This is a genomic window from Streptococcus saliviloxodontae (assembly GCF_016908655.1).
GTDB classification, from domain to species: domain Bacteria; phylum Bacillota; class Bacilli; order Lactobacillales; family Streptococcaceae; genus Streptococcus; species Streptococcus saliviloxodontae.
In genome coordinates this window covers 38,473-53,017 of sequence record NZ_JAFBEI010000012.1, presented here as the reverse complement: position 1 = coordinate 53,017, position 14,545 = coordinate 38,473, and the positions used below count along the sequence as shown (strand labels likewise).

The following is a 14,545-nucleotide window of genomic DNA, read 5'->3' as shown; positions in this document are numbered from 1 at the left end:
AAGTTGTCACAGCAGACACAACAGCTGAAGAGCAAGGCAACGTTGTCGAAGGCACAACAGAAATCACTTACGTCTACAAACTTAAAGAAGAGCCAAAAGGTAGGGTTAACGCGCATTATGTCTTGGTGAACACTGATACAAAATTGGTAGATGATAAAGTGGTGAAACCAGAATCTCCGGTTGGGGAAGAGTATTCAGACAAAGCACCTGCTTCTCTTGAAAAAGATGGCAAGCGCTATGAGTTAGTAGGCACTCGTACGAACGATGGTGATGCGCCAGCAGCTGGCACTGTCAAAGAAGGCACTCAAGACATCACTTATGAATACACAGAAGTACCGAAAGGTCGTGTGATTGTGGACTATGTTATCCAAGGAACAGATACGAAGCTCCAAGATACCTACACAGACACACCAACAGCCTATATCCGCGATAAGGATGGTAATGCTGTTCCTTACAATACCGCTGAAAATGGCACAGAAAAACCAACTGTCATCGAAAAAGATGGTGTGAAATACGAATTGGTTGGCGTAAAAGCGGGTTCTGACGCTGAAGAAGGCACTCTTCGTGAGGGTGAGCAACATGTGACCTACGAATACCGTAAGGTGGAAGAGGCAAAAGGTTCAGTAGTCGTTAATTACGTTGATACAGAAGGTAACGTCATCGGTACAGAGTACAAAGACTCAACTGAAGTTGCAGTGGGTACAGCCTACAACACAGCCGAAACAGCAGGCGATGTAGATTCAACAGCGACAGTAGAACGTCCAGCAACTATCACTAAAGATGGTAAAACGTATGAGTTGGTAGCAGAAGAAACAGCAGCGACGGTAGGTACAGTTAACGCTGATGGCTCCCTTGCATCAAACAATGCAGGCTTCACATTCGGTACAGACGCAGCTACAGGTGAGGTGGCAGAAGGTACAAAATCAATCACTTACGTCTACAAACTTAAAGAAGAGCCAGCAACACCAACAGGCAACGTCGTAGCTCGTTACGTGATTGAAGGTACAGAAACTGAAATCGCAGATGATAAATCAGTTAAGACAGATGCGCCAGTAGACGAAGCCTATAGCGATGAAGCGCCAGCTGAAATCACTGGTAAAGATGGCAAAGTCTATGTCCTCTCAACAACAGCTCCAGTTCGTCAAAATGACGGCGATGCGCCAACTAACGGTACTGTTACAGAAGAGACACAAACGATTACTTACCAATACGTTCTTAAGACAACTGAAAAAGTTGACACTGTAACTAAAGAAGGTAACGTTGTTGTTCACTATGTGACAGAAGATGGTCAAACCCTTCAAGCAGACGTTGAAGACACAGCCAAAACTGTGATTGAAACAACAACGACAACCAGTCAAGTTGATAGCGACGGCCAAGTTGTTGGTGATCCAGTTGTCACAACAGAGAAGACCGATGTAGCTTACGACACTGCAGCTGATAACAAACCAGCCGAAATCACAGTTGACGGCAAGACATATGTCCTCGTTGGTACAGCTGTAGAAGATGCTTCAGGCCAAACACAGCTTGTAGATGGCAAAGTTGTCACAGCAGACACAACAGCTGAAGAGCAAGGCAACGTTGTCGAAGGCACAACAGAAATCACTTACGTTTACAAACTTAAAGAAGAGCCAGCAACACCAACAGGTAATGTCGTAGCTCGTTACGTGATTGAAGGTACAGAAACTGAAATCGCAGACGACAAATCAGTTAAGACCGAAGCGCCAGTAGACGAAGCCTACAACGATGAAGCACCGGCCGAAATCACTGGTAAAGATGGCAAAGTCTATGTCCTCTCAACAACAGCTCCAGTTCGTCAAAATGACGGCGATGCGCCAACTAACGGCACTGTTACAGAAGAGACACAAACAATCACTTACCAATACGTTCTTAAGACAACTGAAAAAGTTGACACTGTAACTAAAGAAGGTAACGTTGTTGTTCACTATGTGACAGAAGATGGTCAAACCCTTCAAGCAGACGTTGAAGACACAGCCAAAACTGTGATTGAAACAACAACGACAACCAGTCAAGTTGATAGCGATGGCCAAGTTGTTGGTGATCCAGTTGTCACAACAGAGAAGACCGATGTAGCTTACGACACTGCAGTTGATAACAAACCAGCCGAAATCACAGTTGACGGTAAGACATATGTCCTCGTTGGTACAGCTGTAGAAGATGCTTCAGGCCAAACACAGCTTGTAGATGGCAAAGTTGTCACAGCAGACACAACAGCTGAAGAGCAAGGCAACGTTGTCGAAGGTACAACAGAAATCACTTATGTTTACAAACTTAAAGAAGAGCCAGCAACACCAACAGGCAACGTCGTAGCTCGTTACGTGATTGAAGGTACAGAAACTGAAATCGCAGACGACAAATCAGTTAAGACAGATGCACCAGTAGACGAAGCCTACAGCGATGAAGCGCCGGCCGAAATCACTGGTAAAGATGGCAAAGTCTATGTCCTCTCAACAACAGCTCCAGTTCGTCAAAATGACGGCGATGCGCCAACTAACGGTACTGTTACAGAAGAGACCCAAACGATTACTTACCAATACGTTCTTAAGACAACTGAAAAAGTTGACACTGTAACTAAAGAAGGTAACGTTGTTGTTCACTATGTGACAGAAGATGGTCAAACCCTTCAAGCAGACGTTGAAGACACAGCCAAAACTGTGATTGAAACAACAACGACAACCAGTCAAGTTGATAGCGACGGCCAAGTTGTTGGTAATCCAGTTGTCACAACAGAGAAGACCGATGTAGCTTACGACACTGCAGTTGATAACAAACCAGCCGAAATCACAGTTGACGGCAAGACATATGTCCTCGTTGGTACAGCTGTAGAAGATGCTTCAGGCCAAACACAGCTTGTAGATGGCAAAGTTATCACAGCAGACACAACTGCTGAAGAGCAAGGAAACGTTGTCGAAGGCACAACAGAAATCACTTACGTCTACAAACTTAAAGAAGAGCCAGCAACACCAACAGGCAACGTCGTAGCTCGTTACGTGATTGAAGGTACAGAAACTGAAATCGCAGATGATAAATCAGTTAAGACCGAAGCGCCAGTAGACGAAGCCTACAGCGATGAAGCGCCAGCTGAAATCACAAAAGATGGTGTGACTTACGAACTCGTTCGTACTCGTACAAACGATGGAGATGCGGCAGCCAACGGTACTGTTACAGAAGCTACCCAAACGATCACTTACGAGTACAAGGTAAAAGCAACCCCAGCAACACCAACAGGCAACGTCGTAGCTCGTTACGTGATTGAAGGTACAGAAACTGAAATCGCAGACGACAAATCAGTTAAGACAGATGCACCAGTAGACGAAGCCTACAGCGATGAAGCGCCAGCTGAAATCACAAAAGATGGTGTGACTTACGAACTCGTTCGTACTCGTACAAACGATGGAGATGCACCATCAGATGGTACAGTAACAGAAACAACCCAAACGATTACTTACGAGTACAAGGTAAAAGCAACCCCAGTAACACCAGTTGAAACACCAAAAGGTAACGTTGTGGTTCACTATGTTGATGAATCAGGAAATGTGATCAAAGATCCAGTAACAGATACACCAACAAGTGATGTTAAGACACCTTACGACACAACGGACAATAAACCAAGCACTATCGAGTTCAACGGTAAGACCTATGAACTTGTTCCAACTAAGACAATTGGTCAGGAATCAGGTGAAGTTGTAGAAGGTACAACTGAAGTTACTTATGTTTACAAACTCAAAGTAACACCAGTTGAAACACCAAAAGGTAACGTTGTGGTTCACTATGTTGATGAATCAGGAAATGTGATCAAAGATCCAGTAACAGATACACCAACAAGTGATGTTAAGACACCTTACGACACAACGGACAATAAACCAAGCACTATCGAGTTCAACGGTAAGACCTATGAACTTGTTCCAACTAAGACAATTGGTCAGGAATCAGGTGAAGTTGTAGAAGGTACAACTGAAGTTACTTATGTTTACAAACTTAAAGAAGAGCCAGTAACGCCAGTTGAAACACCAAAAGGTAACGTAGTGGTTCACTATGTTGATGAATCAGGAAATGTGATCAAAGATCAAGTGACAGATACACCAACAAGTGATGTTAAGACACCTTACGACACAACGGACAATAAACCAAGCACTATCGAGTTCAACGGTAAGACCTATGAACTTGTTCCAACTAAGACAATTGGTCAGGAATCAGGTGAAGTTGTAGAAGGTACAACTGAAGTTACTTATGTTTACAAACTCAAAGCAACCCCAGTAACACCAGTTGAAACACCAAAAGGTAACGTTGTGGTTCACTATGTTGATGAATCAGGCAATGTGATCAAAGATCCAGTGACAGATACACCAACAAGTGACGTTAAGACACCTTACGACACAACGGACAACAAACCAAGTACTATTGAGTTCAACGGTAAGACCTATGAACTTGTTCCAACTAAGACAATTGGTCAGGAATCAGGTGAAGTCGTAGAAGGTACAACTGAAGTTACTTATGTTTACAAACTCAAAGCAACACCAGTAACACCAGTTGAAACACCAAAAGGTAACGTTGTGGTTCACTATGTTGATGAATCAGGAAATGTGATCAAAGATCCAGTGACAGATACACCAACAAGTGATGTTAAGACACCTTACGACACAACGGACAATAAACCAAGCACTATCGAGTTCAACGGTAAGACATATGAACTTGTCCTTGAGAAAACAGTTGGAACAGAGAAAGGAGAAGTTTCTGAAGGAACGACAGTTATAACTTACGTTTATCGTGAGCTTGTTGCACAAGTGCCAGAAACTCCTGCTTCTCCTGAGACTCCAGCCCAAGCAACACCAGTTGCACTTGGACAAAAAACTTGGACAAATACGACAAGTCAAACCCCAGCACCAGCTAAGGCAAACTATCAAGCAAGCTTGCCATCAACTGGTGAAGAAGAATCAGTAGTTACCCTAGTAGGTTCGGCTATTTTAGCAGCTACTGCACTAGGTGGATTTGCTTCTAAACGTCGTAAAAAACAAGGTTAGTCTAATGACTATTTAAGAATCTGAGTTAATCTCAGGTTCTTTTTTGTTGTCAATGAAAGAAGTATTCCTTTTAATAAGGGGCTTTGGGGAGATTCTTGCTGCTATTTTCCATGTCGGCCGAGTGTCAATTCCTTTAAAATATGTTAGAATGATAGTGATACCATGATTTTATGCAAAGATGAGTTTAACAAGATTGTCAGGCTGATTTTTGTAGAAAAACAGGTATCGAATTTAAAGTTAAGAGGTGGCTACATGTCTAAACAAACGTTTGAAACAAGTTTTGCTGGAAGACCCTTGGTTGTTGAAATCGGTCAAGTTGCCAAACAAGCGAACGGTTCAGTTGTTGTTCGCTACGGAGAGTCAACGGTACTAACAGCGGCTGTTATGTCCAAAAAGATGGCGACAGGAGATTTTTTCCCGCTTCAAGTTAATTATGAAGAGAAAATGTATGCCGCAGGTAAATTTCCAGGTGGTTTTAACAAGCGTGAGGGGCGTCCATCAACAGATGCAACTTTGACAGCTCGTTTGATTGACCGTCCTATTCGTCCAATGTTTGACGAAGGCTTTCGTAATGAGGTTCAGGTTATCAATACGGTTCTGTCTTACGATGAAAATGCTAGCGCTCCTATGGCAGCTATGTTTGGGAGTTCGCTTGCTCTTTCCATCTCAGATATTCCTTTCAATGGACCTATCGCAGGGGTTCAGGTAGCCTATAAAGACGGTGATTATATTATTAATCCAACTGCTGCTGAAAAAGAAGCTTCATTACTAGAATTGACTGTGGCAGGAACTAAAGAAGCAATCAATATGGTGGAATCTGGAGCTAAAGAGTTATCAGAAGACATCATGCTAGAAGCACTTCTTAGAGGTCACGAAGCTATTCGTGACTTAATCGCCTTCCAAGAAGATATCGTAGCGGCTGTTGGTAAAGAAAAAGCAGAGGTTGAGTTGTTGCAGGTTGACGCAGAGCTTCAAGCTGAGATTGTTGAAACTTATAATACCGACCTCCAAAAAGCCGTTCAGGTTGAGGAGAAAAAAGCACGTGAAGCAGCGACTGAAGCTGTCAAAGAAGGAGTGATAGCTGTTTACGAGGAGCGTTATGCCGACCATGAGGACTATGACCGTATCATGCGTGATGTGGCTGAAATCTTGGAACAAATGGAACATGCAGAGGTTCGTCGTCTGATTACAGAGGATAAGATTCGTCCTGACGGTCGACGTGTTGATGAGATTCGTCCTTTGGAAGCTGAGATTGATTTCTTGCCAAAAGTTCATGGTTCGGGTCTCTTTACTCGAGGTCAGACTCAGGCCTTATCAGTCTTAACCTTGGCACCGATGAGCGAAACACAAATTGTAGACGGACTTGATCCAGAATATAAAAAACGCTTCTTACACCATTACAATTTTCCACAATATTCTGTCGGAGAAACAGGTCGTTACGGAGCTGCAGGACGCCGTGAGATTGGTCACGGAGCTCTTGGCGAACGCGCTTTGGCTCAGGTACTTCCTAGTCTAGAAGAGTTTCCTTATGCGATCCGTTTGGTGGCCGAAGTGTTAGAGTCAAATGGGTCTTCCTCTCAAGCCTCTATCTGCGCAGGTACTTTGGCCCTTATGGCTGGTGGTGTGCCGATTAAGGCTCCTGTTGCAGGAATTGCCATGGGCTTGATTTCAGATGGGACTAACTATACAGTATTGACGGATATTCAAGGTTTGGAAGATCACTTTGGTGATATGGACTTTAAGGTGGCAGGAACTCGTGAAGGGATTACTGCCCTACAAATGGATATCAAAATTGCAGGAATTACCCCGCAGATTTTAGAAGAAGCTCTTTCTCAGGCTAAAAAAGCACGCTTTGAAATCCTTGATGTCATTGAAGCAACAATCGCTGAGCCACGTTTGGCATTAGCTCCAACAGCGCCTAAGATTGACACTATTAAGATTGATGTTGATAAAATCAAGGTTGTCATCGGTAAAGGTGGTGAAACGATTGATAAGATTATTGCAGAGACTGGTGTTAAGATCGATATTGACGAAGAAGGAAACGTCTCTATCTTTTCTTCCGATCAAGCAGCTATTGACCGTACCAAAGAGATTATTGCTGGCCTAGTTCGTGAAGCTAAGGTTGGTGAGGTTTATCACGCTAAAGTTGTTCGTATTGAGAAATTCGGTGCCTTTGTCAACCTCTTTGATAAAAAAGATGCCCTTGTTCATATCTCTGAAATGGCATGGACACGCACCGAGAAGGTGGAAGATGTCCTTGAAATTGGTGATGAAGTTGATGTCAAAGTTATCAAGGTTGACGATAAGGGTCGTGTAGATGCCTCTATGAAAGCCTTATTGCCACGTCCAGTCCAAACAGAAACGAAAGAAAATAAAGAGTAAGTCATGGTTACAACATTTAACAGTGAATTTGATATGCGCTTGCGTCATTTTATCGCAGAGCCAGATAATTTTTTAGAAAGTATGGCCCTAGTCAATGCTATCCATACCCATACCGTCTATGCGAGTGACCAAGCCTATGCGATTGCTTTGGAAGGTCAAAAAGTGACTCCTGTTTTCACAAGCATGGATGACTTGGATAATTTCCGTCATCAGCACCCGTCAGCTAAGTCACAAAGCTGGGTTCAGCGCACATTATTGCAAGTGCTTGAAGAAGTTATCGCCCATAATTTGAATGGTATTGTCTTTAATATCAAAAAATCAGGAGATTTTGCTAATTCAACGATTTTTAAATCTAGTGAGTTGATTCAGTTTATCAATACCTACACAACAATCTTAAATACCATTTTGAGTGAGGATAATAAGGCGACTGATTTGTTGCAAAAGACCTACCTGGTGCCAGTTTTTATCCATCCTAATGAAGATGGTTCTTATGATCGCCTTTTCCCAACAATGTCTAATCAGGATGAGCGCAGCTATGTACCCGTTTTTACGGACCTAGTGAGCTTTGGAAAATGGTACAACAATTCTGATTTCGGCTTGCCTTTCAGACAAGCTCAGGGTGCTATCTTGACCTGGACAGCTCAGGAGATTTATCGACCAGGGTCAGGTCAAAGTGGTATTGACGAGACAGTTGGCTTGGTGGTAAATCCTTTTGATGAGGATCAAGCTCTGATCGAGTGGACACAGTTAGAAGGTTGATCCAGTCGCTTAGTTGCACAATAATGTGAGTTTAGTAGAGTGATATGATCTTGTATCTGAGACTATTTTAGATGGTATTGTCGAAAGAAATAGTGTTATTTTGGTCAAGGCAGAGTTGGTTTTCAGCTTTGATTTTTCGAGGATAATTGTTGCTAGTATAAGCAAAGGAGAGAAACATGGGTTGGTGGAAAGAAAGTATCGGTATTATTAAAGAATTAGACCCTGCTGCGCGATCGACAGCAGAGGTTTTGTTGACTTATCCTGGTCTCAAGGCTCTAGCAGCCCATCGCTTATCTCACTGGCTCTGGGAACGTGATTTTAAACTCTTGGCACGGATGCACAGTCAGTTTTGGCGTTTTTGGACTAACATTGAGATCCATCCAGGGGCTCATATAGAAGCGGGTGTTTTTATTGACCACGGAGCAGGTCTGGTTGTCGGAGAGACAGCTATCGTTGAAAAAGGTGTCATGCTTTACCATGGTGTCACTCTGGGAGGAACAGGTAAGGATGTGGGTAAACGCCATCCGACTATCCGTCAAGGTGCTCTGATTTCAGCCCATTCTCAGGTGATTGGTCCAATCGAGGTGGGACCAGGTGCCAAGGTAGGTGCAGCAGCAGTGGTTGTTTCTGATGTGCCTGCTGACGTCACTGTTGTTGGTGTCCCTGCCAAGGTCGTTCGCGTTCACGGTAAAAAAGATGAAATCACTATTCATGAAATTGAAGAGAGCCGTGAATATTATGTCCAAAAACTCGAAGAGGCTAGAGAAGCCAGCCGTCACTCATCAGGACTTTAGGAGAAATGCCATGCTACTAGAAGAATTCGACCCAGCACGTGCGGTTATTGAGCCAGAGGATTGGTTTGCTATTAGAGGTGAGATGGAGGAGGAAATCTGTGATACCATCATCATGCCCTTTTCGGGGACGCTTTTTGAGAAAATCAGTTCTTTGGAAAACAGTCGCTACGGTGGCTATATGTCCAATATCAATGGCAAGCAACCGTGGTTCATCTATGAAGAGGATGGACAGAAGGTGGCTGTCATGAAGGCGCTCTTGGGTGGATCTGCCTTGGTAGGGAAGCTGGAGGAGCTCAAAGAGGCAGGGTTTAAAAACTTCATTATCTTTGGGACTTGCGGTGTCTTGGATGGTAGTCTTGAGAGCAACAAGCTCATTGTGCCGACCAGTAGTTTGCGTGATGAGGGGATGTCTTATCATTACGCACCAGCTTCGGAGGAGATTGGCTATTCAGAACAACATTTAGCTCATTTTACAGGGATTTTGGACAAGCTCCGCATTCCACATACCCAGTGTAAGGCTTGGACGACAGATGCTTTTTACCGTGAAACATCTGACAAAGTCGCGCGTCGCAAAAAAGCTGGTGCCAAGGTTGTTGATATGGAGTGGGCCTCTGTTGCGGCTTGGGCACAATTTCGTGACGCTTCTGTCTATCATTTCTTCTACACCTCGGATTTTGTCGATACCGAAAATGGCTGGGATAAGAGAGATGGCCATGAAGAAGAGGACTTGTTACGCTTTTTCGATATTGCTATGAAAATAGCAGGAGAACTAGCTTAAAGCTGTCAGAGTCTATATGGCGTTGATACTATCGGCTTATCTCGGGGACTTCTTCAGTTATAAATGTTAGAATAAAAGGAAAAAAGATGTTAAAAATTTATGATACCATGACACGCAGTCTGCGTGAATTTGTCCCAATTGAAGCGGGCAAGGTTAAGATGTACGTTTGTGGACCAACGGTTTACAACTACATTCATGTGGGAAATGGGCGTAGTGTTGTCGCTTTTGATACCATTCGTCGTTATTTGGAATTCCGTGGTTATGACGTGACCTACATTTCAAACTTTACTGATGTGGATGACAAGATTATCCGTGGGGCTGAGGCTGAGGGGATGACGACCAAGGATTTCTCAGACAAGTACATTGCGGCTTTTATGGAAGATACAGCTGCTCTCGGCGTCAAGCCTGCCACTAAAAACCCTCGTGTTATCGACTACATGGACGAGATTATTGCTTTTGTGGCTGATTTGATAGATAAAGGCTACGCTTACGAGAGTGAGGGAGATGTCTATTTTCGAGTGGAAAAGGCAGACGACTATGCCAAGTTAGCCAACAAGTCACTCGAAGACTTGGTCATGGGAGCTTCAGGTCGTACAGATGAAGAGACTGATCGCAAGGAAAATCCTGTTGATTTTGCCCTTTGGAAATCAGCCAAGGCTGGTGAGGTCTCATGGACTAGCCCTTGGGGTCAAGGTCGTCCAGGTTGGCATATCGAGTGTTCGGTCATGGCGACTGAGATTTTAGGAGATACCATTGACATTCACGGTGGCGGTGCCGACCTCGAGTTTCCACACCATACTAATGAAATCGCTCAATCAGAAGCTAAAACAGGACACCAGTTTGTCAACTACTGGATGCACAACGGTTTTGTCAATGTGGACAATGAAAAAATGTCCAAGTCTCTCGGCAATTTCGTGACCGTTCACGATGCCTTAAAAACGGTTGACGGACAGATTTTGCGATTCTTCCTTGCAACGCAACATTACCGTAAGCCAATCAATTTCAACGACAAGGCTGTCCACGATGCAGAAGTCAATCTCAAGTACCTCAAAAACACTTACGAGCAGCACTTCAGCCAAGAGGCTGATACGGCGGCTTTCCAAGAGTTTCAAGGGCGCTTTATCGAAGCCATGGATGAAGATTTCAATACGGCTAACGGTATCACGGTTATCTTTGATTTAGCTAAGTGGATCAACTCTGGCAACTACAACCAAGAAATCAAGGACGGTTTTGCCAAACTTCTCCAAGTCTTCGGAATTGTCTTCAAAGAAGAGGTCTTGGACAGTGATATTGAGGCTTTGATAGCAGAGCGTCAAGAAGCGCGTGCTAATCGTGACTTCGCCAAAGCAGATGCTATTCGTGACCAGCTGGCAGCTCAAGGGATCAAGCTCCTTGACACCAAAGAGGGTGTGAGGTGGACGCGTGACTAAGCTAGATGTCAATCTTATCAATGGGATCGCCCTTGCTTTTGAAGGGGATGCGGTTTATTCCTATTACATTCGTCGTCACTTGATTTTTCAAGGTCAGACCAAGCCCAATCAATTGCACCGTCTAGCGACCAAGTACGTGTCAGCCAAGGCACAAGCTGGTCTGATTCAAAAGATGCTAGAAGCGCAGCTATTGACCGAAAAAGAAGAAGACATCTACAAACGTGGGCGCAATACCAACAGTCACACCAAGGCCAAGAATGCTGACGTGGTGACTTATCGCATGTCAACGGGCTTTGAGGCGGTCATGGGCTATCTGGATATGACTGACCAGACCCAGCGTTTGGAGGAGTTGATTGCTTGGTGTATCCAAGAAGTCGAGAAAGAAAATTAAGCCATAGAGGAGGTTACGAGATTGAACCTCTTCTTTTTTTGTTATAATAGAATTATGAAACAAAGAAAACAAGAAACAGATACAAACGATATTGTCTACGGTGTACATGCCGTGACAGAGAGCCTGCAAGCTAATACAGGCAATAAACTTTATATTCAAGATGATTTGCGTGGTAAAAACGTGGATAAAATCAAAGACTTGGCAACTGACAAGAAGGTTTCCATTTCTTGGACGCCTAAGAAGACCCTATCAGAAATGACAGCTGGTGCGGTTCACCAAGGTTTTGTTTTGCGTGTCTCTGAGTTTGCCTACGCTGAGTTAGATAGTATCTTAGAAAAAGCAGCGGCAGAGGATAATCCGCTCATTCTAATCCTCGATGGGCTTAACGACCCTCATAATTTCGGTTCGATTTTGAGAACAGCTGACGCGACCAACGTCTCTGGCATCATCATTCCCAAACACCGTGCAGTCGGCGTGACACCAGTTGTGTCTAAAACGTCAACAGGTGCGGTTGAGCATGTCCCTATCGCCCGTGTGACCAACCTCAGCCAAACTCTGGACAAACTCAAAGAGCAAGGCTTCTGGATTTTTGGAACAGACATGAACGGTACCCCTAGTCATAAGTGGAATACCTCGGGTAAATTGGCACTGATCATTGGCAACGAAGGAAAAGGTATCTCTGCTAATATCAAAAAACAAGTGGACGAGATGATTACCATTCCTATGAATGGACATGTGCAGAGCCTGAATGCCAGCGTGGCAGCAGCAGTGCTTATGTATGAAGTCTTTCGTCATAAACTCTAAGCCATGAAGAAAAAACTAATGCTGGTTGACGGCTATAACATGATTGCCTTTTGGCAGGAGACCCGTCAACTTTTTAAAACCAATCAGTTGGATGAAGCGAGGAATATCCTCTTACGTAAGCTCAATAATTACGCCAACTTTGAAAATATCGACATCACTTGTGTTTTTGATGCCCAGTATGTTCCAGGACTTCGTCAACGTTATGACCAATATAAAGTTGAAGTTATTTTTACAGAAGAAGACGAGACAGCTGATGCTTATATTGAACGCACCGCAGCAGATCTTAACACAGCTATCAACTTGGTTGAGGTTGCGACGAGCGATCTCAATGAGCAGTGGACTATTTTTTCTCAAGGTGCCCTTCGTGTCTCAGCAAGGGAGCTAGAGCAACGCGTTGCTACGGTCAAGTCAGACCTCAATCAAATGTCACGTCAGATTGACCTTAAAACACCCAAGTTGAGACCTTGGGATGATGACCAGATGAGCAAACTTCGAGCTCTTTTACACGATGTTGATAACTAAATAGTAAACAAAATAATAGACAGAAAGAACAAGAAAATGACATTTGCGATTATTACCGACTCGACAGCTGATCTGGATGAGAGCTGGGCGAGTCAGCACGATGTAACCTTACTCGGTTTGACCATTACGATGGAGGATAAGACCTACGAAACAGTCGGCCCAGACCGTTTAACGAGTGACCTCCTCTTGGAACGTATGAAAGAAGGAGCCAAACCGACGACCAGTCAAATCAACGTTGGCACCTTTGAAGAAACCTTCCGTCGCTTGGCTCAAGAAGGCAGAGATATCCTCTATCTCGCTTTCTCATCAGTTCTTTCAGGGACCTATCAGTCAGCGACAATTGCGCGTGACATGGTTTTGGAGGACTACCCTAAAGCTCGTATCGAGATTATCGATACCTTGGCGGCGGCTGGAGGAGAGGGTTATCTCTCTATTCTTGCCAGTCAGGAGCGTGATAAGGGGACTAGCTTAGATGACACGATGGCTTTGATTGCAGATATTATCCCTCGTCTGCGTACCTTCTTCCTTGTGGACGACCTTTATCACCTCATGCGTGGCGGACGTCTTTCGAAAAGTTCAGCTATTATCGGTAGTTTGGTTAATATCAAGCCTCTTTTGTGGCTTGATGCTGCGGGAAAATTGGTGCCCCTATCAAAATTACGCGGTCGTAAAAAGGGGATGAAGGAGATGTTAGCGCGTGCAACAGAGGATCTGGGACATGCGACAGCTATCGTGGCTTACGCCAACGATGAAGCCAGTGCCATGAATTTGAAAGCCCAGCTGCTAGAAACCGATGGGATTGACGACGTCCTGATTCTTCCCCTGGGACCTGTCATCTCAGCCCATGTAGGACCAGATACCCTAGCTATTTTTACTATTGGAAAAACAGCTAGATAAGTAGCTTAATAGACGCTCTTACAACTGGTAGATTCTCTTGTAATTAGTTGATTATTGGAAGCTTTTCAAAGCTAATTTCTATAGAAGATTACTAGCTACTAATCTAAAAATAAAAGGGAAAAAGAGGCTCAAAGTACTTGACTTGAGTGCTCTTTTTTTGATATTATATTAGACGGTATTGTTTACCCCATTTGAAAGGCCCCGGAACCTTCCAAATACTTTTGGTGGGACGGAACACCCACCCCCGTAAACAAAAATCGAACTATATATAGGAGAACTCATGAACAAAACAACATTTATGGCTAAACCAGGCCAAGTTGAACGTAAATGGTACGTTGTTGACGCAACTGATGTACCACTTGGACGTCTTTCTGCAGTAGTTGCTAGCGTACTTCGCGGAAAAAACAAACCAACATTCACACCACACACTGATACAGGTGACTTCGTGATTGTTATCAATGCTGAAAAGGTTAAATTGACTGGTAAAAAAGCAACTGATAAAATCTACTACACTCACTCAATGTATCCAGGTGGTTTGAAATCAATCTCAGCTGGTGAACTTCGTTCTAAAAACGCTGTACGTTTGATCGAAAAATCAGTTAAAGGTATGCTTCCACACAACACTCTTGGACGCGCACAAGGTATGAAATTGAAAGTCTTCGTTGGAGCTGAGCACACTCACGCTGCACAACAACCAGAAGTACTTGATATCTCAGGTCTTATCTAATTCTAAGAGGAAAGGAGCACTA

The 14,545-nt window shown here is 43.9% G+C and carries 11 protein-coding genes; all 11 read left to right on the top strand.

The window, feature by feature from the left end; translation table 11 throughout:
* The coding region (locus JOC31_RS09860; protein WP_239551640.1) for a MucBP domain-containing protein at positions 1-5,039 on the top strand (5,039 nt) is incomplete at its 5' end.
* Between the two features lie 252 nt (positions 5,040-5,291).
* Positions 5,292-7,421, top strand: a complete 2,130-nt coding sequence (pnp, locus tag JOC31_RS03845) for a polyribonucleotide nucleotidyltransferase (protein WP_205016856.1) — start codon at positions 5,292-5,294, stop codon at positions 7,419-7,421.
* Positions 7,422-7,424: 3 nt separating this feature from the next.
* Positions 7,425-8,180 carry an SseB family protein gene (locus JOC31_RS03840; RefSeq protein WP_205016855.1) on the top strand — a complete coding sequence of 252 codons (756 nt, stop codon included), beginning with the start codon at positions 7,425-7,427 and terminating at the stop codon, positions 8,178-8,180.
* A 176-nt stretch (positions 8,181-8,356) separates the two neighbouring features.
* Positions 8,357-8,974 carry a serine O-acetyltransferase gene (gene cysE, locus JOC31_RS03835; RefSeq protein ID WP_205016854.1) on the top strand — a complete coding sequence of 206 codons (618 nt, stop codon included), beginning with the start codon at positions 8,357-8,359 and terminating at the stop codon, positions 8,972-8,974.
* A gap of 10 nt (positions 8,975-8,984) precedes the next feature.
* On the top strand, positions 8,985-9,752 hold the full coding sequence (locus tag JOC31_RS03830) for a nucleoside phosphorylase (protein ID WP_205016853.1): 768 nt from the start codon (positions 8,985-8,987) through the stop codon (positions 9,750-9,752).
* 86 nt (positions 9,753-9,838) lie between these two features.
* Entirely contained in the window at positions 9,839-11,182 is a 1,344-nt protein-coding gene (gene cysS / locus JOC31_RS03825) for a cysteine--tRNA ligase (RefSeq protein WP_205016852.1), read from the top strand.
* The gene (locus JOC31_RS03820) at positions 11,175-11,573 is read left to right on the top strand and encodes a ribonuclease III domain-containing protein (RefSeq protein ID WP_205016851.1); all 399 of its coding nucleotides are present in this window, start codon (positions 11,175-11,177) and stop codon (positions 11,571-11,573) included. Before cysS ends, JOC31_RS03820 begins: the two co-directional genes overlap by 8 nt.
* A gap of 54 nt (positions 11,574-11,627) precedes the next feature.
* Positions 11,628-12,377 carry a 23S rRNA (guanosine(2251)-2'-O)-methyltransferase RlmB gene (rlmB, locus tag JOC31_RS03815; protein WP_205016850.1) on the top strand — a complete coding sequence of 250 codons (750 nt, stop codon included), beginning with the start codon at positions 11,628-11,630 and terminating at the stop codon, positions 12,375-12,377.
* Positions 12,378-12,380: 3 nt separating this feature from the next.
* On the top strand, positions 12,381-12,899 hold the full coding sequence (locus JOC31_RS03810) for an NYN domain-containing protein (RefSeq protein ID WP_205016849.1): 519 nt from the start codon (positions 12,381-12,383) through the stop codon (positions 12,897-12,899).
* A 36-nt stretch (positions 12,900-12,935) separates the two neighbouring features.
* Positions 12,936-13,796: a DegV family protein gene (locus tag JOC31_RS03805; protein ID WP_205016848.1), complete on the top strand. Its 861-nt coding sequence runs from the start codon at positions 12,936-12,938 to the stop codon at positions 13,794-13,796.
* 280 nt (positions 13,797-14,076) lie between these two features.
* A complete protein-coding gene (gene rplM / locus JOC31_RS03800) occupies positions 14,077-14,523 on the top strand; it encodes a 50S ribosomal protein L13 (RefSeq protein WP_201061654.1) in 447 nt (148 codons plus the stop codon).
* Positions 14,524-14,545 lie beyond the last annotated feature (22 nt).